Origin of the sequence: Xanthobacter sp. NM-59, assembly GCF_021401125.1 — a bacterium.
GTDB lineage: Bacteria > Pseudomonadota > Alphaproteobacteria > Rhizobiales > Xanthobacteraceae > Xanthobacter.
The window spans coordinates 800304-823833 of sequence record NZ_JACBFQ010000001.1 but is presented as its reverse complement, the minus strand read 5'-3'; the positions used below and the strand labels follow the sequence as shown (position 1 = coordinate 823833).

Annotated in this window: 21 protein-coding genes and 2 pseudogenes; 13 read left to right on the top strand and 10 right to left on the bottom strand. The window is 66.8% G+C overall.

The window, feature by feature from the left end; all coding sequences use genetic code 11:
* Positions 1–111 precede the first annotated feature (111 nt).
* The 10 genes and pseudogenes from L0966_RS03895 to L0966_RS03850 form a co-directional block, all read left to right on the top strand.
* A pseudogene (locus L0966_RS03895) lies at positions 112–566 on the top strand (IS5 family transposase); the annotation flags it as partial.
* A gap of 279 nt (positions 567–845) precedes the next feature.
* Positions 846–1141, top strand: a pseudogene (locus L0966_RS03890) (IS3 family transposase); the annotation flags it as partial.
* A gap of 97 nt (positions 1142–1238) precedes the next feature.
* The gene (locus tag L0966_RS03885) at positions 1239–2243 is read left to right on the top strand and encodes an HlyD family secretion protein (RefSeq protein ID WP_255683903.1); all 1005 of its coding nucleotides are present in this window, start codon (positions 1239–1241) and stop codon (positions 2241–2243) included.
* A 2-nt stretch (positions 2244–2245) separates the two neighbouring features.
* Positions 2246–4984 (top strand): ribosome-associated ATPase/putative transporter RbbA, encoded by a 2739-nt coding sequence (gene rbbA, locus L0966_RS03880; RefSeq protein WP_234050513.1) that lies wholly within the window; start codon positions 2246–2248, stop codon positions 4982–4984.
* Between the two features lie 2 nt (positions 4985–4986).
* Complete coding sequence (locus tag L0966_RS03875) at positions 4987–6123, top strand: ABC transporter permease (RefSeq protein WP_234050512.1); 1137 nt, start codon at positions 4987–4989, stop codon at positions 6121–6123.
* A gap of 220 nt (positions 6124–6343) precedes the next feature.
* Positions 6344–6946, top strand: coding sequence for a hypothetical protein (locus L0966_RS03870; RefSeq protein ID WP_234050511.1), 603 nt, complete (start codon positions 6344–6346; stop codon positions 6944–6946).
* Positions 6947–7613: 667 nt separating this feature from the next.
* Positions 7614–7967 (top strand): hypothetical protein, encoded by a 354-nt coding sequence (locus L0966_RS03865; RefSeq protein WP_234050510.1) that lies wholly within the window; start codon positions 7614–7616, stop codon positions 7965–7967.
* A gap of 38 nt (positions 7968–8005) precedes the next feature.
* Positions 8006–8476 carry a DUF2271 domain-containing protein gene (locus tag L0966_RS03860; protein ID WP_234050509.1) on the top strand — a complete coding sequence of 157 codons (471 nt, stop codon included), beginning with the start codon at positions 8006–8008 and terminating at the stop codon, positions 8474–8476.
* A gap of 19 nt (positions 8477–8495) precedes the next feature.
* Positions 8496–10685: a PepSY domain-containing protein gene (locus L0966_RS03855; RefSeq protein WP_234050508.1), complete on the top strand. Its 2190-nt coding sequence runs from the start codon at positions 8496–8498 to the stop codon at positions 10683–10685.
* A complete protein-coding gene (locus L0966_RS03850) occupies positions 10666–11688 on the top strand; it encodes an FAD:protein FMN transferase (protein WP_370640613.1) in 1023 nt (340 codons plus the stop codon). The genes L0966_RS03855 and L0966_RS03850 overlap by 20 nt, the downstream gene beginning before the upstream one ends.
* A 113-nt stretch (positions 11689–11801) precedes the next feature.
* Here L0966_RS03850 and L0966_RS03845 read toward each other — a convergent pair whose 3' ends face one another.
* The 6 genes from L0966_RS03845 to L0966_RS03820 form a co-directional block, all read right to left on the bottom strand.
* Positions 11802–12572: an HAD-IIA family hydrolase gene (locus L0966_RS03845; protein WP_234050506.1), complete on the bottom strand. Its 771-nt coding sequence runs from the start codon at positions 12570–12572 to the stop codon at positions 11802–11804.
* A complete protein-coding gene (locus tag L0966_RS03840; RefSeq protein ID WP_234050505.1) occupies positions 12569–13426 on the bottom strand; it encodes a metallophosphoesterase in 858 nt (285 codons plus the stop codon). The genes L0966_RS03845 and L0966_RS03840 overlap by 4 nt, the downstream gene beginning before the upstream one ends.
* Before the next feature lie 62 nt (positions 13427–13488).
* Entirely contained in the window at positions 13489–14763 is a 1275-nt protein-coding gene (locus tag L0966_RS03835; RefSeq protein WP_234050504.1) for an ABC transporter substrate-binding protein, read from the bottom strand.
* 65 nt (positions 14764–14828) lie between these two features.
* A complete protein-coding gene (locus tag L0966_RS03830) occupies positions 14829–15677 on the bottom strand; it encodes a carbohydrate ABC transporter permease (protein WP_234050503.1) in 849 nt (282 codons plus the stop codon).
* The gene (locus L0966_RS03825; protein ID WP_234050502.1) at positions 15674–16609 is read right to left on the bottom strand and encodes a carbohydrate ABC transporter permease; all 936 of its coding nucleotides are present in this window, start codon (positions 16607–16609) and stop codon (positions 15674–15676) included. The genes L0966_RS03830 and L0966_RS03825 overlap by 4 nt, the downstream gene beginning before the upstream one ends.
* Positions 16606–17727, bottom strand: coding sequence for an ABC transporter ATP-binding protein (locus L0966_RS03820; RefSeq protein ID WP_234050501.1), 1122 nt, complete (start codon positions 17725–17727; stop codon positions 16606–16608). The genes L0966_RS03825 and L0966_RS03820 overlap by 4 nt, the downstream gene beginning before the upstream one ends.
* A gap of 103 nt (positions 17728–17830) precedes the next feature.
* Here L0966_RS03820 and L0966_RS03815 point away from each other — a divergent pair, with 103 nt between their 5' ends.
* The gene (locus L0966_RS03815) at positions 17831–18733 is read left to right on the top strand and encodes a LysR family transcriptional regulator (RefSeq protein WP_234050500.1); all 903 of its coding nucleotides are present in this window, start codon (positions 17831–17833) and stop codon (positions 18731–18733) included.
* A gap of 242 nt (positions 18734–18975) precedes the next feature.
* Here the strand turns inward: L0966_RS03815 and L0966_RS03810 are convergent, their stop codons facing one another.
* Both L0966_RS03810 and L0966_RS03805 read right to left on the bottom strand, forming a co-directional pair.
* A complete protein-coding gene (locus tag L0966_RS03810) occupies positions 18976–19896 on the bottom strand; it encodes an oxidoreductase (RefSeq protein WP_234050499.1) in 921 nt (306 codons plus the stop codon).
* Positions 19897–19918: 22 nt separating this feature from the next.
* Positions 19919–20761: an aldo/keto reductase gene (locus L0966_RS03805; RefSeq protein ID WP_234050823.1), complete on the bottom strand. Its 843-nt coding sequence runs from the start codon at positions 20759–20761 to the stop codon at positions 19919–19921.
* Between L0966_RS03805 and L0966_RS03800 the strand changes: the two genes are divergently transcribed.
* Both L0966_RS03800 and L0966_RS03795 read left to right on the top strand, forming a co-directional pair.
* Complete coding sequence (locus L0966_RS03800; protein ID WP_234050498.1) at positions 20720–21622, top strand: TetR/AcrR family transcriptional regulator; 903 nt, start codon at positions 20720–20722, stop codon at positions 21620–21622. The genes L0966_RS03805 and L0966_RS03800 overlap by 42 nt on opposite strands.
* 105 nt (positions 21623–21727) lie before the next feature.
* Positions 21728–22561, top strand: a complete 834-nt coding sequence (locus L0966_RS03795) for an aldo/keto reductase (RefSeq protein ID WP_234050497.1) — start codon at positions 21728–21730, stop codon at positions 22559–22561.
* 6 nt (positions 22562–22567) lie between these two features.
* On the opposite strand, the gene L0966_RS03790 is transcribed toward L0966_RS03795, so the two are convergent.
* Together L0966_RS03790 and L0966_RS03785 are read right to left on the bottom strand one after the other, a co-directional pair.
* Positions 22568–23275 (bottom strand): TIGR02281 family clan AA aspartic protease, encoded by a 708-nt coding sequence (locus L0966_RS03790; protein WP_234050496.1) that lies wholly within the window; start codon positions 23273–23275, stop codon positions 22568–22570.
* Between the two features lie 38 nt (positions 23276–23313).
* Complete coding sequence (locus L0966_RS03785; protein WP_370640612.1) at positions 23314–23520, bottom strand: DUF1289 domain-containing protein; 207 nt, start codon at positions 23518–23520, stop codon at positions 23314–23316.
* Positions 23521–23530: the final 10 nt, after the last annotated feature.

Below are 23530 nucleotides of genomic sequence, written 5' to 3'. Positions count from 1 at the left end.
GGCGCCCCAAGTCGCGTTTCGTGCTGGGGCAGATGCTAGGGTCCGTACTCAATAGGCGGTGGTGGAGATCGCTGGTTTCTGATTCAAGGCTTCTGGAAGGGAGCGTTGAAGATGGCCAAGCAGGTTCAGTGGCTTAACGACGAGGAGTGGGCTCGGATCGAGCCGCTGCTGCCGCGGGGGCGCAAGGGAGCTCACCGTGTGGACGATCGCCGGGTGATCTCTGGCATCGTCCATATGCTCAAGAGCGGTGCGCGGTGGCGCGACTGCCCGCTGGAGTTTGGACCCTACACAACGGTCTACAACCGCTTCAACCGCTGGAGCCGCCAGGGGCTGTGGCTGCAGATATTCGAGGCGTTGACTGGGCACAGCGGCATCTTCGACGGAGCGGCCATCGACGCCACCCACATCAAGGCGCATCGCTCGGCGGCCGGCGCAAAAGGGGGGCCTTCAGCCAAGCCATAGGTCGCTCGCGGGGCGGCCGCACCACCAAGCTCCATGGCCTGGTCGATGAGCGCGGTCGGCCCCGTGTGCTATTGCTCAGCGCCGGGAACATCAACGACATCAGCATGTGCGAGCAGGCCCACCAGCAGATGAAGGAGCACCTAGGGCCAAAACCCAATCAGTGGGTTGAGCGGGAGCTGTTTTCCTGATTCACAGGGGTGTGGATCACGGAGGGCGGGATATGGCGTTGTTCTGGTTGTCGGATGCGGCGTGGGCTGCGATCGAACCGCATCTGCCGAAAAACCAGCCCGGTGGGGTTGTCGGCCATCGGCGATTATGCGTGGCGTACCCGGCCGGAACGTTCGAGCGCAGTTGCCAACCGGGCGGTCACCGACAAGATCCGGCTGATCCACCCCACAGACCGAGGCGTGCAATCCGCCGCGAAGCCTACCGCGGGGGCGCTCGCCACCGCTGGCATCGTCCCATCCACGAGCCGCAGGGGGATTGCTGGGACAACGCTCCGATGGAACGCGTCATCCACACCCTCAAAACCAAGCGGGTCCATCATCGCCTCCATACCACCTGGGTCAAGGCGCGACGGGATCTGTTCGGGTACGCTGAGGGCTTCTACAATCCCCGCCGTCTGCGCTCTGCGCGGGGCTACATCGGCCCAGCCGACATGGAACGCAGAGCGGCTTGAACCCGTCCACTTTTTCGGGGAAGAATCCCGGCTCCTTGGGCGCAAGCGCGGCGGTCGGTTGCTGGAATGTGTCAAGTGCGACCGGAGTAAACTCCATATGACGAGAAGGCGATGGTTGCTCCTCCTGTTGTTGGTCCCAGCCGCGGGCGCCTTCGGCATTTGGTCTTGGTGGCAGGGCCAGCAAGGAAGGCTGCCCGACGGGCTGGTGTCGGGCAACGGCCGGATCGAGTCGGATCAGGTTGATGTTTCAGCGAAGCTGGCTGGACGCGTCATGGAGGTACAGGTCCAGGAGGGCGATCTTGCTTCCCCCGGTCAGGTGCTTGCAAGGATCGATTCCACCGAATTGCAGGCCCTGCGCGCGAAATATCTCGCCGATGTCGCCGCCGACGAGGCTTCGACCCTCGAGGCAAAGGCGACGGTGGTGCAGCGGCAGGCCGAGCTCACCTTGAAGGACGCCGATCTGGAACGGGCGCAGCGTCTGGCGAAGACGGGCGCGGTGAGCCAGCAATCCCTGGACCGGGCGCAGAGCGAGCGAGATGCGGCTAAGGCCATCCTGGATGCCTCCAATAAGACGGTGACGGCGCGCGAGCGGGCCGTCGAGGCCGCACAGGCCCTGGTTCATCAGATCGATGCGCAGATCGCCGATGCGACACTGGTGTCCCCCGTGCGAGGACGCGTGCTCTACCGCCTCGCCAATCCGGGGGAAGTGGTCAGCGCCGGAGGCAAGGTGCTGACGCTCGTCAACCTGTCCGAGGTCTATATGGAGATCTATCTGCCGTCGCAGCAGGCGATGCGGGTTCCCCTGGGCTCACAGGCGCGCATCCAGCTGGATGGCGCCGATTTCGTCATCCCCGCACGGGTGAGCTTCGTGTCTCCCGAGGCGCAGTTCACGCCGAAGCAAGTCGAAACCCGCAGCGAGCGGGACAAGCTGGTGTTCCGCGTCAAGCTGCGTATCCCGCCGAGCCTCATCCAGCGCCATATCGAGCATGTGAAGACCGGAGCCCGGGGCATGGGCTATGTCCGGCTTGATCCCGATCCGCCGCAATGGCCGGACTTCCTGCAGAAGCGCTTCCCCGGCGACCCCATCGATGCGGGGGAGTGACGATGCCGGCGACCATTGGCCCTGTCGTTCGGATCGCCGACGTCTTCCACGCTTATGGCAAGGTCCGCGCGCTTGATGCGGTGTCGCTCGAACTGCCGAGCGGCCAGATGATCGGGCTCATCGGCCCGGATGGCGCCGGAAAGTCGACGCTGCTCGGGCTGATGGCGGGGGCGCGCAAGCTGCAGAAGGGGACAGTGGACGTGCTGGGCGGCAGCATGGCGAAGGCGCGGCATCGCCGGGCGGTGTGCACCCGCATCGCCTACATGCCCCAGGGGCTGGGAAAGAATCTTTATCAGGAGATCAGTGCCGCCGAGAATCTCGCCTTCTTCGGAACGCTGTTCGGGCTGTCCGCCGCAGAGCAGGAAGGCCGCGCGCGCCGGCTCGCGGCAGCCACGGGGCTTTCTCCCTTCATGGACCGTCTGGTGAGCCGGCTGTCCGGCGGCATGAAGCAGAAGCTCGGCTTGTGCTGCGCCCTCATCCATGACCCGGACCTCCTCATCCTCGACGAGCCCACCACGGGTGTGGATCCCCTCTCGCGCCGCCAGTTCTGGTCGCTGATCGCCAGCCTTCGCGCGGAGCGGCCGGCCATGAGCGTGGTGGTCTCGACCGCCTATATGGATGAGGCCGCCCAATGCGACTGGCTCGCCGTCATGGACGAGGGGAAGGTGCTGGCCTCCGGCACCGTGGCCGAGCTCAAGACCCAGACCGGCGAGACGGAGCTGGAGCGCATCTTCGTATCGCTCCGGTCGAGTAACGGGGCCGCGCGGGCGCCGCTCGTCATTCCGCCGCGCAAGCCGGGCACGGATGGCCCGGTGATCGTGGCGAAGAACCTGACCTGCCGCTTCGGCGACTTCACGGCGGTGGATGGCGTGAGCTTCACCATCGAAAAGGGCGAGATCTTCGGCTTCCTCGGCTCGAACGGCTGCGGCAAGACCACAACCATGAAGATGCTGACGGGCCTGCTGGCTCCGAGCGAGGGCGAGGCGATCGTCTGTGGAAGCCCGGTGGACGCCAACGACCTGTCCATCCGCCGCCGGGTCGGCTTCATGACACAGGCCTTCTCGCTCTATGGCGAGCTCTCGGCGCGGCAGAATCTGATGCTCCATGCGCGCCTGTTCCATCTGAGCGAGGCGGATGCCGCGAGCCGTACGGAGCAGCTCATCGCGGAGGTGGGGCTTGCGGATCACGCGGACGCCGATGCCTCGTCCCTTCCGCTCGGCGTGCGCCAGCGCCTCTCTCTTGCGGTGTCGATCGTCCACGATCCGGAGCTGCTCATCCTCGACGAGCCGACCTCGGGCGTGGACCCGGAGGCGCGCGACGATTTCTGGCGGCTCCTCGCCGATCTCTCGCGCAATCACAACGTGACCATCTTCGTCTCGACCCACTTCATGAACGAGGCGATGCGCTGCGACTGCATCGCCCTCATGCATGCGGGCCGCGTGCTGGTGTGCGACACGCCGGCGAAGGTGATCGAATCCAAGGGCGCCAAGGATCTCGAAGCCGCCTTCATCTCCTATATCGAGGAGGTCGACACTTCGCCGGCCGCGGCGCCCGCAACGGAAAGCGAGCCCCTTGCTTCGCGACAGAGCGGCGCGACGCCGTCCCGGCGGCGTTTCACGTCCCTACGGCGGCTCTTTGCCTATACGCAATGCGAGACGCGCTCGCTCCTGCGCGATCCCGTGCGCCTCGCCTTCGCTTTCTTCGGCACCTTCCTGATGCTTCTGATCTTCGGCTATGGGGTGTCGAACGATGTGACGAACATCAGGTTTGCCGCCTTCGATCACGACCACACGCCGGAAAGCCGGAGCTATCTCGCGGGGTTCGCGAACTCGCGCTATTTCAGCGAAGGTCCACCGATCCGCTCCGTCGCGGAGATGGACCAGCGGCTGAAGTCCAATGACGTCACGCTCGCCATCGAGATCCCGCCGAACTTCGGCCGCCACGTGAAGTGGGGCTCGGACTGGCAGGTGTCAGCCTGGATCGACGGGGCGAACACGCAGAGGGCTGCGACCATCGAGGGCTATGTGCAACAGGCGCATAGCCTCTTTGCCGAACGGCGGGCGCGGGAAGCCTCGAGCGCCCCCAGCGGTAGTGCAAGCACCACCATCGTGCTGCGCAATCGCTACAATCCGACCGCCGAAAGCATTTATGCCATCGGCCCTTCCGTGCCGGCCATGCTGCTGATGCTGTTCCTTGCCATTCTTATGGCGGTCAGCGTCGCCCGGGAGAAGGAGATCGGCACCATCGCCAATTTCTACGCCACGCCCACCACGCGCCTGGAGTTCCTGATCGGCAAGCAGCTGCCTTATATCGGCGTCGGCATGGTGAATTTCGCCATCATGACAGCGACCGTGGTCTTCTTATTCGGGGTCCCGCTGAAGGGAAACGGCTTCGTCCTGACCCTCGGCGCCCTTCTCTATATCGCCGCAGCGACGGGCTATGGCCTCGTCATCTCCACATTCACCCGGAGCCAGGTGGCCGCCGTCTTCGCGGGGGCGGTGCTGTCCATGATGCCGACCATGCAATTTTCGGGAATGCTGCAGCCGGTCTCCACCCTGGAAGGGGCCGCGCGCGTCATGGGCACCTTCTGGCCCACCACCTATTACATGCACATGAGCGTCGGCGCCTTCACCAAGGGCCTCGGCTTTGCCGACATGCGGACGGACATCCTGGCCCTGGCGCTCTTCACGCCCGCCTTTCTCGCGCTTTCGGCCCTCCTTCTGAGAAAGCAGGAGCGTTAGCCATGGGAGGCTTGCTGGGCAGCCTGTCCAACATCTTCTGGCTTGGCACCAAGGAGCTCTGGGCGCTCGCCAAGGACCCCATGATGCTCATCTTCATCGCCTGGGCCTTCGGCGTCGGCATCTATACCGAGGCGACCGGCGCCGGGGAGACGGTCAACAATGCCGCCATCGCCATCGTGGACGAAGATCACTCCCGGCTGTCCCGCTCCATCGCCGGGCTGTTTTATCCTCCCTATTTCCAGGCGGCCAGGACCATCGGCGCCGCGGATATCGATCGAGCCATGGATGAAGGGCGCTACACCTTCATCGTGACCATCCCGCCCCACTTCGAGGCGGATGTCCGGAGGGGCAGGAATGCCGAGGTGCAGGTGAGCATCGACGCCACCGCCGTCGAGCAGGCGACCATCGGGTCGAGCTATATCCAGAACATGGTCGCCAACGAGGTGAAAAGATACCGCCAGGAATTCGAGCACGAGCCCGGCCTCGATTCAAATCTCGCCATCCGCCGGGCCTTCAACCCGAATGGAACTCAATCCTGGTTCCGCGCCATCGTGAGCTTGGCGGATCATCTGTCGATGCTCATCATCATCCTGACCGGCGCGGCGCTGCTGCGCGAGCGCGAGCACGGCACCATCGAGCATCTCCTGGTGATGCCGCTCACGGCGTTCGAGATCGCGCTGGCGAAAGTCTGGGCCAACGGTCTCGTCATCATCGTCGCGTTCGTGTGCTCGCTGCTGTTCGTGGTTGAAGGCGCGCTCGATGTTCCCATCGCCGGCTCGCGCCTCCTTTTTCTCCTCGGCACCGTGATCTACGTTTTCGCCGCCGCTTCGATCGGCATTTTCCTCGGGACCATCGCCCGCACCATGGCGCAGTTCGCATTGATGATGATGATGACCGTCATGCCGATGATGATGCTGTCGGGAGGCATGACCCCGATCGAGAGCCAGCCGAGGTGGATTCAATATGTGACATGGCTCTTACCGTCGCGTCACTACATCGGCTTCACCCAGGCGATCGTCTATCGCGGCGCGGATTTTTCGATCGTCTGGCGGGAGTTTGCGATCGTGCTGGTGATGGGGGTCGCATTTCTCACCGGAAGCATGCTGCTGTTCCGTCGCTCCCTGGCGAGCGCGAGATAGACCCGCCCTCTTGCCTGTTGGCGGCCCCTACAGATGTGCGCCCACTCCGGGCTCCGCTGGTCGCCCCGGCTGCTTTCGCCCCAACCGTCCACGCGCGACGGGATCTGCTGTTGCGCCAAACCGGAAGCATTCCGCCAGGCGCGGACCTTGGCTCGTTGCCTGACTGCGAACATTCAGCTTCGCGTCCATCTCGGTCGTGCAATCGCGAGATGGATTGGGGTTGCATCTGGTGGTCATTCGCGCGTTCGCGCTCCATCCCGGCGGGATCGCGGGGACCAATCTCGGCACGCATGTCGGGGTGGAGATGCTGCAGAACACCGGGTTCGTCGACGAGAACGGCCGGCCCGTCATCGATCTGGCCCGTGACCTGAAATCGGTGCCGCAGGGCGCCGCCACCCACGTCTGGTGCGCGGTCAATCCGCAGCTTGACGGCAAGGGCGGTGTATTCTGCGCCGATTCCGATATCACCCCCGTACTGCCGGAGGGCGGTACCCGCGATCTGACCGAAGATCGTACCAATCGCGGCACCGGTGTCGAAGCCTTTGCGATCGACCCGGACTTCGCTGAAGAGCTTTGGCGCAGAAGCGAGAAGATCACCAATACATCTATCCGGAGCAATTCGTGGCGCGACAATATTGCGCCGCCCATCGATGCCCGAAAGCTCGCGCCAGGGCATCGATGCGGTCGCTGTATGTCACGTCCTCGACCTGCCTCGAAGCATTTGGTTCGTGAAGCCGCCACAGAACCTGACCAACAGGCCCGTTCTTTGTGGGGTTTGAGCGGGAAACTCTTGCCGAAATCGGTAGCCGTGTTGCCAAGCTGAGGTGCGTTTCGAGCCTGAAGCGGATATTCGAAGATAGCCTCGTGAACGACGGAAATGAGGGTGCAACCCCGCCAAACGTCCGAAATGGCCGCCGTTAGCCACCCAAATGCCGCCGAAACCCGCCGATAGCCGCATAACATGGAGTATCCGCATAGTTGTCAGATGCTTGTCACGATCTCGTAGTGCTCATCTTCGTCGGGCGCTGCCCGCCATATCTCTTTGAAAATAAAAAAGAGCCCAGTCTCGGCGGGGCGCTCCCTGGGGTGGCCCGGGGTTTGGGGGTGCGTACCCGACCTGGATCAGCGGCTGTACGACTCGCTAACTTGCCAGATTGCCGCTAAGGCGCCGGGTCATCGGACGTCGAAACAGGCGCTTCGTGTTCTGGTCGTCGTGAATTTGCCAGAACGAGGGTCCACCTGGATGTCCTCAGCTGGACAATGCTCACCCCAGTTAGTGCCTCACAGCCGCTTGGGGCTGTTCGCCTCGCGAATCCAGGAGGTGGATGCGGGAGCGACCCTCGGGACCGTCGCAGTGGTGCCGGTGGGTGCCATTCACGCGGGCTGGCGCGAACCTGACACCAAGCTGAACGCCGATCCGCCTTGGGTTCAGGTCGCCGTCAGGTGGGTGCGGGAACGTGGCCCGGTCAAAACGAACCGGGAGCCCCCCAATGAAGACGCGCACGCTGATCGGCGCAGCCATCCTTTTGTCCACCGCCGGCGTGGGCGTGGCCCTCGCCGCCGCTGGGGCTGACCATTTCGCCCGCCATTCCGAGAGCCGTTTCGAGCACGGGGAGCGCGATGGCAGCCATTGGCAGCGCCTCGCTGAAAGCGACCACCGCAAGCATCGCGACGATGCCTCGTCCAAGCGCCGCCATCACGACGATGACGACGACGATGACGATGACGACGGCCACAGCGGTCGCAGCGCCCTGCCGCAGAGCGGCCCGAGCGATCCGAACGCGCCGGTGCCCGACAATGGCCTGTTCCAGGGCAAGGCCCGGCCCAAGGTCGAGGTGCAGTGAGCCTTCGGCTGTTCGTCCCATCTTCAAGGAAATTCCCGATGAAATTCGCTCTTCCCGCGCTGGCGGCCACCGCCGCGCTCGTGACGCCGGTGCTCGCCGAGGCCAGGCAGGTCACGTTCGAGACCACGCTGAAGAATTATGGCGGCAACGGTGCCTATGTGGTGCTCTACGTTACCGATGCTGCCGGGGCCTATAAGGGCACGCTCTGGATGGCGGGCGACAAGGCGAAATACTATCGCCATCTCTCCGACTGGCAGCGCGCCTCCGGCGGGCGGGCCACGGAGATCGACGGCATCACCGGCGCCAGCATCGGCTCCGGGAAAACGCTGAAGATCAGCCTCGACCTCGCGGATGCCATGATCGACGCGGGCTTCAAGGTGCATGTGGACACCGCCGTGGAAGACGGCATGGACAATCCTTCCGAGGTGGTGGTGCCCCTTGAGGCCGCCGCGTCCGGCAAGCCTGTTGCCGGCAAGGGCTATGTGAATTCCTTCAGCGTCACTTTCTGATCTTCTGGGAAGACTTTCAATGCTACGCCGTCTTCATGGGCTGCCGGGCGTTGTGCTAGCGCTCGGCCTGTCCTTCATCGCCATCACGGGCGTGGTGCTCTCCGTCCAGCCGGCCATGGACCGGATGGCGGCGCCCGCCATCCCCGGGAATATGAGCGTGGCCGCCCTCGCCGAGGCCGTGGCGGCGCGCCATCAGTCTGTCGATACCATCCGCATGCGGGCGGACGGGACCTTCACCGTGGCCTTCGAGGACGCGGACGCGCGCGGCGTCGAGCGGCTGGACCCGGCCACCGGGGCGGGGCTCGGGCCCTATCAGGTGTCGGAAACCACGCGCTTCATCACCAATCTGCACCGCGCCTTCCTCATGGGCGACGCGGGGCGGGCGGCGGCCGGTGTCGGTGCCTTCGCCATGCTGGCGCTGAGCGTGTCGGGCCTTGTCCTGCTCGCTCGCCGGCTTGGTGGGGCGCGGGCGCTGTTGCGGCCCATCCGGGGCACACCAGCCCAGCGCTGGCATGGCGAATTGGGCCGCCTCGCGACTGTGGGCCTCATCGTTTCTTCCCTGACGGGCCTTTGGATGTCCGCGGGAACGTTTGGCCTCATTCCGCAGCCGCAGGCGCCCGTGGCTGAGGTCACCGCCAGCGGCGGCGCTCCGGCCCCCGTGGGCAGCCTTTCGGCGCTCAGAGGCACCAAGCTTTCGGAGCTTCGCGAGCTGACATTCCCCGCTGCGGGAGATGCCACCGGCACTTATGTGCTGCGCACCGCTGCGGGCGAGGCCGTGATCGATCCGGCGACGGGCGACCAGCTCGCCTTCACCCCCGCTTCCGTGCTGGAACGCCTCGATGGCATTTTCCGCATGCTCCATACGGGGCGTGGCGGGGCCTGGCTGCTGGGGCTGCTTCTCGGCCTTTCGGCCCTTGCAGTTCCTGTGCTGAGCGGCACCGGCATCGTTATGTGGGTGCGCAGGCGCGCGGCCCGGCCGCGCATCGTGGCCAATGTTCCCGCGCGCGCGGCCGACACGGTGATCCTGGTGGGCAGTGAAGCCAATTCCACCTGGGGCTTCGCCGGAACGCTCCACAAGGCCCTCACGGCCGCCGGCCACCGTGTCCACACCGCCACCATGAGTGAAATCGGGCCCGAGCACCTGAAGGCTGAGCGCATGCTGATCCTTGCCGCCACCCATGGCGACGGCGCGGCGCCCGCGTCCGCTGCCGCCTTCCTCTCCCGTCTCTCGGGGCTTGAGGGCAAGGTGCCCGTCGCCGTGCTCGGCTTCGGCGATCGCAGCTTCCCGCGTTTCTGCGCCTTTGCGGAGGATGTGGCGGGCGCGCTGCACGCCAAGGGCTGGCCACTGCTTATGCCCATGAAGCGCATCGATCGGCGTTCGGCCCAGGAGTTCGCCCAATGGGGGCAGGACCTCGGCGCGGCGCTCGGCCACGAGCTGACCCTCACGCACATCGCCGAGACACCGAAGACCCAGGCCTTGACGCTGGTGGAGCGCGAGGATTACGGGGCGGCGGTCGGGGCTCCCGTGGCCATCCTGCGCTTCCGCATGCCTCAGAGCAGGGGGCACGCGTCCCCCCTGCCGGAGTTCGAAGCGGGGGATCTTCTGGCCATCGTGCCGCCGGGCAGCGCCATGCCGCGCTTCTATTCGCTGGCGTCCTCCACCCGGGACGGCATGGCGGAGATCTGTGTGCGGCTGCGCGAAGGGGGGCTGTGCTCCAGCTTCCTCCATGGGCTCAAGGCGGGCGACGAGGTTGATGCCTTCATCCGCACCAACCCCACCTTCCACCCCGCCGAAGGGCGCATGCCGCTCATCCTCATCGGCGCCGGAGCGGGCATCGGGCCCCTTGCTGGCTTCGTGCGGGCCAATGCGCCGGGGCGGCCGGTGCACCTGTATTGGGGTGGGCGCAGCCCGTCTTCCGACTTCCTCTATGAGCACGAGCTGGCCCGGCATCTGGCGGAAAAGCGCCTCACCTCGCTTTCCACCGCCTTCTCGCGCGCTCCGGCCGGGAGCGCCTATGTGCAGGACCGCATTGCCGCCGATGCGCCGCGCCTGCGGGAGCTGATCCGCCAGGGTGCCCAGATCCTGGTTTGCGGCGGGCGCGACATGGCTGAAGCGGTGCGCCGGGCGCTCGATCCCATCGTGCATCCGCTCGGCCTCGACCTCGCCACCCTCAAGACCCATGGACGGTATGTGGAAGATGTCTACTGAAACGGCTCCCATCCCCTTGCGCCGCCATGCCCTGAACGGTCCCGCCATGGGCTCGCGCTGGTCCTGCGTCTTCTGGGCCGCGGAAGGCTTCGATGCCGGAGCGCTCGGGCGCGACCTGCAGGCGGCGGTGGACCGCGTGGAGCAGCAGATGTCCACCTGGCGCCCCGATTCCGACCTCGAACGCCTCAACGCCGCGCCCGTTGGCCAGTGGATGCCGGTCCCCAAGGCGCTCATGACGGTGCTCGCCACCGCCTTGGAGATTGGCCGCCTGTCGGAGGGGGCGTTCGACATTGGCGTGGGCGATCTGGTGCGGGCTTGGGGCTTCGGCGGCGGCGCGCGCACCCCCGATCCGCTCCGGATCGCCGCGTGCGAAGGCCGCCCCGCCTTTGCGGCGCCCAAGACGCTCCAGCTCGATCCCCTTGGCGGCCGGGCCCGGCGTCTCGGCCCGCTGCGGCTCGACCTCTCGGGTATCGCCAAGGGCTTCGGGGTGGACGAGCTGGCGCGGGTGATGGGCGCGGCGGGCCTCTCCTCCTGGCTGGTGGGCATTGATGGCGAGATGCGCGCTGAGGGGCGCAAGCCCGATGGCCGCCCCTGGACGGTCGCCCAGGAGAAGCCCGATGCCGGCGCACGCGAGATCCTCGGCATCCTGGAGCTCTCGGGCGCGGCCGTGGCCACCTCGGGTGGCTATCGTCATCGGGCGCGGGTGGGGGAGCGGACCGCCTCCCACACCATGGACCCGCGCCGCGGGGTGCCGCTTGACGCGGACCTCGCCGCTGTCACCGTGCTGGCCGAAACCTGCATGGCCGCCGACGCATGGGCCACAGCCCTTCTGGTGACGGGCGCGGAGCACGGCCCCGCGCTGGCCCGGCGCCTCGGCCTTGTCGCCCTGTTTGTGCGGGCGGACGGCAGCGTGGTCACCGTTTGGCCCGATGCGAGCGCGGCTGCGCTTCCGGTCGCGGCACCGCCGGTGCCGATCCCGGAGAGGTCGCCCCTCCCTTTATGACCGCTCAGTGCCCCGGGCGCCGCTGACCCATTGATCCAGCGGTCGGGGCCCCCGCTTGCGGGCCGCGGGCTGGCGCATCCATTTGGTCGCGGAGAGAAGGCGTGCTTCCGCCCTTATCGCAGAGCGTCCAGATCGGCGGCGACCGCGTGGCCGCCGCGTCCGATCTGGATCCCCATCGTCCCGATCGCTTCGGCACCCACGAGATCGGTTTCGCGGTTGTCGCCGATCATCACGGCGTCACGCGGGTCGACGCCGGCAAGGGCGGCGTGGAAGATGGTCGGTTCAGGCTTCCCGACGACCGTGACCGCGGCATGCGGGACTGCCGCGCGCAGGGCCGCCAGAAAGGCTCCGGTCTCGATCAGGGGGCGGCCGGAGCGATCGGGGCGCCAGCGATCGGGGTTCGCGACGATGATCGGCACGCCGTGATGCGCGGCATCGACGACGCGCTGGAGATGTCCGGCGTCGAAGGCGGGATCGTTGCACAACAGCACCACGTCCGGCTGCACGCTCGCTACCGCAAGCCCGCGGCGCGCTGCCTCCGCGCGGATGGCGGCGGTGGCGAGGATCATCACGCGGGCGCCGGAATAGTGCCGCGCCACGTGCTCGGTCGCCAGCTCTCCGGCAAGGAAGCAGCGTTCCGCCGGCACGTCCAGGCCGATCGCCGCCAGCCGCGCGGAGAGGGTGACAGCGACGTCCGTCGAATTGTTGGTGACAAGACGCAGCCGCTCGCCCATCCGGGCGACGAAATCGATCGCGCCCGGGCAGGGGGCCTCGCTCTCGACCAGGCAGCCGTCCACATCGCAAAGCACGACGCGGGCAGTGGCGATCCGCGCGCGGGCCTGTTCAAGCGTTGAGGGCTGGGAGAATGAGGGGGCCCGGTTCATTCGGCGCTCGTGCCGAGCGCGTAGGAGCGGCCCACGGTCTCTTCGGCAATGAGTGAGAACCGGGCATCCTCGTCGGTCACGTCAACGAAATGGACGACGAGCGATTGATCGTCGATGAGGATAACCGCATAGCCCGGCGGTTCACGGCTGCCCACGATGTCGTCCGAGGCCGCCCGCCCGTCGATCCGCAAATGCCCGTCGAGCGCCAATTGGTGGTTGAGCCCGCGGGTGCCGGAGAACGACCAGCCGCGCCATGAGCCCGAGATCGGCCGGTGCAGGTGCCCGAAAAACAGATGACGGATGCGCGCGCGGTGTGGCTCCAGGACGGCGGCGAGCGCATCGGCATCGGCCAGCGCGATGGCGTCCATGGGCGCCACCCCGACGGAAAGCGGCGGATGGTGCATGAAGACCGCGACATCGCCGACGGCGGCCTCAAGGGCGCCGGCGAGCCACGCCTGACGCGTTTCGCAGAAGCTTCCGATGTGACTGCCCGGCGTTACGGTGTCGAGGAAGAGGCAGGTGAGATCGCCGATCCGCCGATGCCCCTGAACGAAGCCGTTTTCATCGCCCATCGCACCGGGAAAGGAGCGTTTGAAGGTCTCGCGGTCATCGTGGTTGCCGATCAGGCAGACCACCGGCAGGCCGGCGCGCGCCCACTCGGCCGCAAAGGTGGCGTAGGCATCCCCCTCACCCCAATGGGCGAGATCGCCGGTGGCCACATAAAGGTCGGCGTCGTCGTGGCGCGCCTGGATGTCGGCGATCGTGCGCGCGAGACGCTCTCGCGGGTCGAGGCCATAGAGGCGGTGGGGCGCGGCGACGATGTGGGCGTCGCTGAGATGGACGATCTTGATCATGAAAGGAAACCGGGCGAGAGGTCAAAGCTCCCCCGGCGGTGGTTGCCGGGGGAGATGCGGCGTCAGTTCTTTGCCGGCAAGAGGGCCTGGACGTCGCTCGCCATGTCGGTGAGGACCGCGTCTGCCTCGCTGGTGCGGCTGCCATCCATCACCGACTGCAGCCGGTCCTTGATCACGTCGGTGATCTTCAGGCCATTGGCGCCGGGGAAGGCGTACCAGTTGGTGAGGTAGGGAAGCTGGGCGACGGCGGTGAACTGGTTCGGGTTGCGCGCATAGAAGTCGGCTAGGCGGTCGGCGGCCTTCTTGTTGGGCGCCATGTAGCCGGTGTTTTCGACCATGATCGCGCCGCCCTGGGCGCCGGTCCAGAACTTGACGAGCCCCCAGGCCGCCTTGCGCTTGGCGGGATCGGTCGCGGTGATCATCATGACGTTGCCGCCGGCGGGGAGGCGAGAGACACCGGGCACCAGCCCCGGAAAGGGCGACGTCTTCATGGTGAAGCGGTCGCCGATCTGCTTGGTCAGCGTGTTCACATAAGCGGTGGTGGTGAGGAGCACGCCAACCTGGCCGGCGGCGAAGGCGGTGCGCATGTCGTTGCCGGAAATGTTCGGCGTCTTGGTCTCGGTCACCATGCGGGCCAGCGTGCCGATGGCCTTGCGACCGGCCTCGCCGTCGAACGCGACGCGCGTTTCATCGCCATTCATCATGGTTCCGCCATTGTCGAAAACCAGAGCCTGGAACAGCCAGTTGCCGGAAATGGGCCATTCGGCGACCATGCCGTGAATGCCGGGCTTCACCCCCTCGATCTTGGCGGCGAGGCTGATGACGCCATCCCAGGTGGTCGGCAGCGCGGCGGGATCGCCTCCGGCGAGCTTCACCAGATCCAAATTGAAGTAGGCGACGGGCAGCGACACCGCGAAAGGCACGCCATAGATCTTGCCGCCGATGGAGCCGGCGTCGAACATGGCCTGGTGGAAGCCCTCGGCATCGAAGTTCTTCTCGGCGGCGACAAAGTCGTCGAGCGGCACGGCCACCTTCTTGTCGGCCAGCGCACGCACCCGGTTCAAGGCCTGGAAGGTGACGTCCGGCCCCGTGCCCGTCATCGCCTCGCGGAGGATGCGCTGGGTGGCGTCCTCATAGTCCTTGTAGGGGGCACGGAAGGTGACCTTGATGTCGGGATGCTCGGCGGCGAAGGCCTCGGCGATGCGCCGATGGGTCTCGTTGAAGACGTCCCCATAGGGATATTGGACGACGATCTCGGTCGGCGACTGGGCGAGGACCGGGCCACCGGCGAGCGTCAGCCCGAGCGTGAGAACGGAAAGCGAGAGTTTCGCGTGCATCGGAGGGGTCTCGTGTTGCGAGCGCATGGACCGGCGCCCTGTGGCGGATGTGGAGGGAAGGCGCGTCACTTGAACCCGGCGAAGGCAATGCCTTCGAGGAAGCGGCGCTGGGCGAGGAGAAAGGCGGCGACGAGCGGCAGCACGATTACGGTCGCGGCCGCCATGAGGGGGCCGTAACTGGTCCCCGCATCGTCGTTGCGGAAAGCGACGACCCCGAGCGGCGGCGTGAAGAGCGTGTCGGAGGACACCGCGACGAGCGGCCAGAAATAGTCGTTCCAATGGGCCACCACCGAAAAGATGGCGAAGGCCGAAATCGCCGGCCCCGCTGCCGGAACCATCACCCGCCAAACGATCGCGAGTTCCGACATGCCGTCCATCCGCGCCGCATCCACAAGCTCGCCCGGAATACCCTGAAAGAACTGGCGCATCAGGAAGATGCCGAAGACGGAGATCGCGAAGGGCGTCACCAGGGCGGCATAGGTGTCGAGCAGCCCAAGGGCGTGGAGGCCCACGAACAGCGGCACCGCGATGGCGTGGTAGGGAACGAGCAGCCCGAACAGCACCGCGCCGAAGAGCAGGCGCCGGCCCCGGAACTCCGATTTGGACAGAGCGAAGGCCGCCGGGACGGCGATCAGCAACTGGAGCGCCAGGATCGTCGCGGTGACGACCACGCCATTGAGGAGATAGCGCCCGAGGGGCACCGCGGCGAAGGCGCTGGCATAGTTCTCGGCGGCCCAGAAGCGGTGCGGCCAGAGGTGGAAGTCGCGCGTCAGGATCTCGTCGGGAGCCTTCAGCGAGGTGGCGACCATCCACACGAAGGGCGCGAGCGTGACGGCCGCGAGGGCGATAAGCGCCGCGTTCCGCAGCACGGAGGCGACCGACAGGCCGCGGGGGAGCTTTGGAAGCCGGCTCACTTCAGGTGAATCCTCTTCTCGACCACAACCACCTTGGTCAGCGTCAGCACCAGCATGGCGGCGACGAAGAGAACGGCGATCGCCGCGGCCCGGCCGGTGCGGAAGAATTCGAAGCCCTCCGCGTACATGGTGTAGAGCAGCACCTCGGTCGCCTTGTTGGGGCCGCCCTTGGTCAGCGCATGCACGGTGTCGAAGACCTGGAACGAGCGGATGGTCGAGATGACCACGACGAACAGCGTCACCGGCGCGAGCAGCGGCCAGGTGACGAGCCGGAAGCGCGACCAGGCGGAGGGCGCGCCGTCCATCTCGGCGGCGTCGTAAAGCGCCTGGGGAATGCCCGAGAGGCCGGCCAGGAACAGCACCATCGCGAAGCCGAACTGCTGCCAGATACCGATGACGGCGAGGGCGGGAAGCGCGGTCGCGCTGTTTTGCAGCCAGTTGACCGGGGCGATCCCGACTAGGCCGAGCATCCCATTCACGAGGCCGAAGGTGGGATGGAGCATGAATTCCCAGACGATGGCCATGGCGATCAGCGAGGCCATGACGGGCAGGAAAAATACCGTCCGCCAGACGGGCGCGAGAATGCTGCTGCCTTGCAGCATCAGCGCCGTGGCGAGGCCCAGGGCGGTTGATCCGGCGACCACCTCGACCACATAGACCACGGTGTTCACGATCGATCGCCAGAACACCGGATCGGCGGCGAGATCGGCATAGTTGGCGGCACCGACGAAACGCCAGGCTTCCGCGCCCAGCTGATAATCGGTGAGGGAGAGCGCCACCACGGCGGCCATGGGCAGCGCCAGGATGAGGATGATGAGCATCGCCGCCGGCGCGACGAGTCGCCACGCGGCGCGCTCCTCATGGGGACGGCGCACGCGCTCGGTCTCGACCGGCTGACGGGGAAGGGCGGCGGAGCGTGACATCTCGGTCATGCCCTTCCCCCCACCACAGAGCGCAGCCGCCGTCCGGCCTTGTCGAAGGCGAGCAGCCGGTCGGGGCGGATCGAGAGCCCCCAGGTCTCGCCGATGCGCGGGCGCGGATCGTGCGGATCGCGGCGCACCAGGAGCGGCGCGGTAGCGGTCGCCGTCGCCACATGAACCATCAGGTCGCTGCCGAAATTCTCGAGGTGGACGATCGAACCGGAGAGCTGGGCGCCGGCGGCCTCGACGAGCTCCACAGCCTCCGCGCGGAAGGCAAGGCGCAGCCCCTGCGGATCGGGAACGCGCCCGATATCGAGGCCGAGTGCCGTGGCGAGGTCCGCGTCGGCGGCGATCACGTTGATCTTCGGCGAGCCGACGAACTCGGCGACGCTGAGCGTATCCGGGTCGGCATAGACCTCATCCGGGGTGCCGATCTGGAGGATTGTTCCATCCATCATCACCGCGATCCGGTCGGACATGGTCATGGCCTCGGCCTGATCATGGGTGACGTAGACGAAGGTGGTCTCCAGCCGGTGGTGGAGCGACGCGATCTCGGCGCGCATCTCGACGCGCAGCTTGGCGTCGAGATTGGAAAGCGGCTCGTCCATCAGAAAAGCCTTCGGCCGCCGCACCATGGCGCGGCCGAGGGCGACGCGCTGGCGCTGGCCGCCGGAGAGTTCGCCCGGCCGGCGGTGGGCGAGCTTGGTGATGCCCAGCGTCTCCGCCACCCGCGTCACGTCGGCCTCGATCGCGGCCCGGGCGGCACGGCTTCCCGCAAGATGGCGGCCGACGAAGGGCAGCCGCTGCGCCGCGGTCAGCCGGCGCATGACGAGCGGCACGGCGATGTTCTCGGCGACGGTCAGATGCGGATAGAGCGCGTAGTTCTGGAACACCATGGCGAAGTCGCGGTCACGTGCCGGCAGCTGGTCCACGCTTGCGCCCGCGAGCCGGATGGTGCCGCGATCCTCGCGCGTCAGGCCGGCGATGATCCGCAGCAGGGTGGACTTGCCGCAGCCCGACGGGCCCACCAGGGACAGGAATTCGCCCGCCCTCACATCAAGGTCGATTCCCCGCAATACGGGCGTTCGCCCGAACCTTTTCTCGATGCCGTCAATCTCGATACGTGCCATGTGGCGTCCTTCCGTCGCCAGGGGCATAGAAGATTGATTTGCAGTCACGATGACATGATATAAAAATGATTTATGGGCCCCCGAAAATCGGGGAGATCGAACCATGTCGAGCGAGCTGCCGAGCTGGGCCCAGCTGCGGGCCTTCAATGCCGTTTTCAAGGACGGATCGATTTCCCGAGCGGCCCACCGTCTTGGCCTGACTCAGCCGGCGGTGACGGCCCAGATCCGTGCCCTCGAACGCGCCCACGACGTTCTGCTTTTTGAACGCACGGGATCAGGCATGCGCCCAACCGCGCTCGCCCGCAGCCTTTATGCCGAGACCGATGGGCTCGACACCATCGCCGATGTGGCGGCGAGCCTTCTCGGCGCATCGCGGGCGCTGAAAAGCGGCGAATTGTCCATTGCGGTGGGGGCGCCCAATCCGGCGATGGCGCTGATCGCCGAATATCACCGCCGCTTCCCCGGGGTGCGCATCACCACGAGTTTCGGCAATTGGGGCGAGGTGACCGCAGCCATTCGTGAGCGGCGCTGCGATGTGGCCATCGCAACCGAGGCGCCCAAGGACGATGACGTTGTCGCGGTCTCCTTCGCGTCGCAACGGGTCGTCGCAATCGTCGCGTCCGATCATCCACTGGCACGGCGACCGCAACCTCTGCCGCTTGCCGAGGTCGTCGCACACCCTGTCATCTTCCGGCCGCCGCCCTCGCTCACCCAGCGCAAGCTGGAAGCGGCGCTGTCACGCGCGAAGCTCTCGGCCGACCCGGTGGTGACGCTCGGCACCCGGGAAGCCTTGATTGAGGCGGTGACGCAGGGCATCGGCGTCGGTTTCATGTTCGACCTTGCAACCAACCGCCAAGAGGGCCTCGTGCGCTTGCAGGTGGCCGAGCTCGCCGACGTCCATCACGAGGACGTCTTCTGCCTTCTCCCGTACCGTCGGCGGAGGAGCGTGGCGGCACTCTTCGAGGTGGCGGAAGAAATCCGCTCTGACCTCTGGGCGGCCCGCTAAGACGACCAGGCCTGTTCCGTGCTGCGCACATGCGTGTCGTCGCCCCGCGCAAAGAATCCGCCTCCATGCGGGGGCGCTCAAATCCAGCCTCTGTCCCATCGCCAGGCGTTGCCATCTGGTGCGCAACACGCTCTCGCGCCGCGAATTCGTGCGGGATGCTTGGAGCGACGGCCCTCGCGGGGGGCAGCCCCGGCGCGAAGGCCATTGGGATTTGCGCCTGCATCGTGCGGTGGTGATGCTGCTCACGCGGGCGGGAGGCCGGGATCGATGCCCGTCATGGCAATCGAGGCGTTCCACAACCGGCACGCGGATACTGCATCGGTGGCCTGTGGCGCCCGCCGCGCCATGCCGGATCTTCCCCTGATCTCACGGAACCCCAGCGGGCCGTAATACGCACCGGCACGGATTTCGCCGGTGGCGGCCTGCAGGGTTGGCCAGGCACCCATGGCGGCAGAATTCGAGAAGGGGCTGAAGATTGGCCACAGGAGACCGATGCCGGGCATGTGGCGGCCGAGGTCGGTGGCGGCGAAGCCCGGATGGCAGCCCACCGCCGTCACCGGCGAACCGGCGGCGCGCAGGCGCTGGTCGAGTTCGAACAGGAACAGCAGGTTGGCCAGCTTGCTCATGTTGTAACGCGGCCATCTCCTGTAGCCCTTGTGGGCATTGAGATCGTCCCAGTCGATCCGGCCCCAGATGTGGGCGACGCTGCCGGTGACCACCACCCGTGCCCCCGGCGTCTGCGCGAGCTTGGGCAGCAGCAGAGCGGTGAACGCAAAGGCCCCGAGGTGATTGACGCCGAACTGAAGCTCGAAACCCTGTTTCGTGCGCATCAGCGGCGGCACCATCACGCCGGCATTGTTCACCAGCGCGTCGATGCGCGGCTCGCGCACCAGCTCCGCGGCGGCGCGACGAATGCTGTCGATATCCCCCTGATCATAAAGGAGGTGACGAAGATCGGCGCCGGGTGCCTCCGCTGTGATCCTGCCGATCGCCTCGTTCGCCTTGGCTTCGTCGCGGCAGGCGAGAATGATGCGCGCGCCGCGGGCGGCGAGCACGCGGGAGGCTTCGAAGCCCAGGCCCGTATTGGCCCCGGTGACGACGAAGCACTTGCCCGACTGATCCGGAACGTCGGCGGCAGTGAAGCCCGATGGGCGGCTGGTCATGCAATGTCTCCTTGGCTTCTGGTCAAGATCGCCACATCTGAGGGATCTGCGGGGCGTAGCGGCCACCTGCGATGGCGCCGGGCGCAAACATGCTGTCGAGCGCGGCAAGATCCTCCGCCGACAGGTCGATATCCATGGCCGACAGATTCTCGGCGATGCGGCCACGCCGGCTCATGCCCACCAGCGCGACGATGTCTTTCCCCTGCGCCAGGACCCAGGCGGCGGCGAGCTGCGTCGGGGTCCAGCCTTTCGCCTGCGCGAACGCGGTGAACCGGGCGACCACCTTCAGGTTTCTGGTCAGCGCTTCGCCCTGCAGCCGCGGCGTCCAGTTGCGCGGATCGTCCGCGGCGAGGGGCCCCTTGATGCCACCCGCCAGAAGACCTTGCGCGGCGACGCTGTAGGCGACGATACCGACGCCGAGTTCGCGCGCCACCGGCAGCAGGTCATCCTCGATGGCGCGGCCGGCCAGCCAATACTCAAGCTCCACCGCCGTCACGGGATGAACCGCGTGGGCGCGGCGCAGCTGGTCGCCGGTGACCTCGGACAGGCCCAGATGGCGGACCTTGCCCTCCTGGATCAGCTCCGCGATGGCCCCCACCGTATCCTCGATCGGAACCGAGGTTGGGACGCGGCCGGGCTGGTAGAGATCGATAACCTCGGTATCCAGGCGATCCAGCGAGTAGGAGCAGAAGTTCTTGACCGCGCGGGGGCGGATGTCCAAGCCCAGTGGCTGGCCGCTCGGGGCGACCATCATCCCAAACTTCACGCCGAGGAACGCCTGCTCGCGACGGCCGCGCAGGGCCTCCCGCACCAAGAGTTCATTATGGCCCATGCCATAGAAGTCGCCGGTGTTGATCAGCCGCAGGCCTGCATCAAGAGCTGCCTGGATGGTGGCGATGCTCTCGCCATCCTGTGCTGCGTCATGCCGGCCCAGCTGGGGCGCAGCGGCGACATGCCCATGCAGCCCAGACCAAGCGACGGAAGCTCGGGACCGTTTCGCCCAGACGATGGGTTTTCATCGGGGAGCCCCATTGTTAGAGCGCTCGCTCTATTTAAATGCGAGCAGGCTCCCTTCGTCGTCAAGATGGATAGAGCGATCGCTCTAATAATTTTCAAGGACCCCATGCGTAAGCTCGACCCCATCCGGCACGAGGAGAAGCGGCAGGAGATCCTGGCGGCGGCGAACCGCTGTTTCGAGCGCAGTGGCCTCAAGGGCGCGTCGATCTCGGATATCTGCAAGGAGGCGGGCATCAGCCCTGGACACCTCTATCATTACTTCCAGAGCAAGGACGCGATCATCGCCACGCTGTCCGAGGCCTGGCTCTCCCGGACGCGCGAACGGTTCGAGGGCTTGTCCGCGCTGGAAGGGAATGTTGCCGCGGCGCTGGTGGTCGAGATTGGACGACTGGCGCCGAGCGGCCCCAATTCCGGAACGGAACTTGTTTTCGAGATACTGGCGGAAAGCACGCGCAATCCGGCCATGGGGGAGATCATTCAGGCGCACAGCCGCAGCCTGCGCGCCATCATCGCCGACGTCTTGCGGACGGGGCAGAAGCGCGGCGATGTGCGCGCCGATCTCGATGTGGAACAGGCGGCCACCGTCGCCGTCGCCGTGGTGGATGGGCTGAAGGCCCTTAGCCTTCGGGCCCCGCAGGCTGATCGGCAGCCCGCGGCGGCGCTTTTCCAGAACATGTTGGAGGGTCTCATCAAAGGGGAAGGTCCCTAGGCGGCGCGTTGGCGGGGGGCGGTCGGCGGTGGCGCGGTGCTTTTCGGGAATCGCCGCAATGCTCTATCAGTGGAGCCATGGTTCGCGACCCGGCGAGGACGGCAGATGCGCAAGACGGTTCAACTTCCCGGCGGAGAGACGGTTTCCGCGCTGGGGCAGGGCACCTGGTACATGGGGGAGCGGGCGGAGCAGCGCGCGGCGGAGGTCGCGGCCCTGCGCGCCGGGCTCGATCTCGGGATCGATCTCATCGACACCGCCGAGATGTATGGTGAGGGCGGCGCGGAAGAGGTGGTGGGCGAGGCCATTGCCGGGCGGCGGGATAGCGTTTTCCTCGTCAGCAAGGTCTATCCCCATAATGCGAGCCGCGCCGGCGTGGTGGCCGCCTGCGAGCGCAGCCTGCGGCGCATGGGGACGGACCGCATCGACCTTTATCTTCTGCACTGGCGCGGCGAGCATCCGCTCCGTGAAACCATTGCCGGCTTCGAGACGCTGCAGCAGGCCGGCAAGATCCGCCATTGGGGCGTCAGCAATTTCGACGTCGCGGACATGGAGGAGCTGAAGGCGGCCGGGGGTGGGGCCTGCGCCGCCAACCAGGTGCTCTACAATGCCAGCCGGCGCGGACCGGAGTTCGACCTTTTCCCTTATCTGTCGGCGGCCGGCATTCCGGTGATGGCCTATAGCCCCATCGAGCAGGGGCGCCTGCCGCGTGAGGGGGCGCTGGGGCGCGTCGCGCGCAAGCATGGGGTGGATGCGTTCCAGGTGGCGCTGGCGTGGGTGATGCGCCGGCCGGACGTGATCGCCATTCCCAAGGCGACTCGCATCGCCCATGTGGAGGCCAATGCGCGCGCCCTCGAAATCGTGCTCGATGCCGATGATCTCGCGGAGATCGACCGGGATTTCCCCCCGCCGGCCGGCAAGGTCGAGCTGGAGATGATCTGATCGCGATCAGGGTGCGCGGGCGCCGCGCATGATGAGGCGGTTGCCGCGGAACTCGAACGCTTCCAGGCGGGAGAGGAAGCTCATGCCCAGCAGCGAGTTGCGCAGCGCGCCGGGGGGCGAGATCAGGGCTCGCACCCGCCGTTCGACGATGCCGCCGACGATGATGTTGTCGATCTGCACGGCGGCGGCCTTCACCCGGCCATTGGCGGTGTCCACCGGCACGTCATAGGTGATGAAGTCCAGGGGCAGGCCGGCGGCGCGGGCGTCCTCCTGTGTCAGCACCACGGACGAGGCGCCGGTGTCCACCAGCATGTGAACGGAGGCCCCGTTCACCGTGCTCCACACCGAAAAGTCGCCGTCGGCCCCGCGCTCGATCTCCACCGTCACGTCTCCGCCGCCGGAAACCGTCAGCGCCCGGCCGGGCACCAGCTGGGACATGAAGCGGTCGCCGAAGGCTTGAAGCGGCAGGCGGTAGATGTAGACGCCGCCCAGCAGAACCGCCAGCAGCAGCCAGAACACCGCTGCCAGCACCGCATCGGTGAAGCGGCCCTGGAAGCGGGAGAGCAGCCCGGAGCCGATCCAGATGCCGATGGAGCCGAGCGCCACCAGCGCGCCGAACTTGTCGAGGCTCAGCCCCGCGACCTCGCCCTGGTCGTGGTGGGCCACCAGCACCACCAGCCCAATCAGCAGGATGATGAGCAGAACCCAAAGCATGCGATCGCCGCGATAGCCCATTTCGTCGCCCCCGGCCCTCAGCAGCCCGCCGGGGCGGCCGCGCGCGCCAGCCGGCCGGCGAGCTCCGACATGATGCGTTGCCGCTCGCTCGCGGACATGGAGGCCCAGCCGGTGATCTCCTGCAGGCTGCGCCCGCAGCCGGTGCACAGGCGGTGCGTGGGGTGCACCGCGCAGCGCTTCACGCAAGGCGTGGTCATGGGCGCGGGCGAGGAGGGGTGCGACACGAAAGTGACC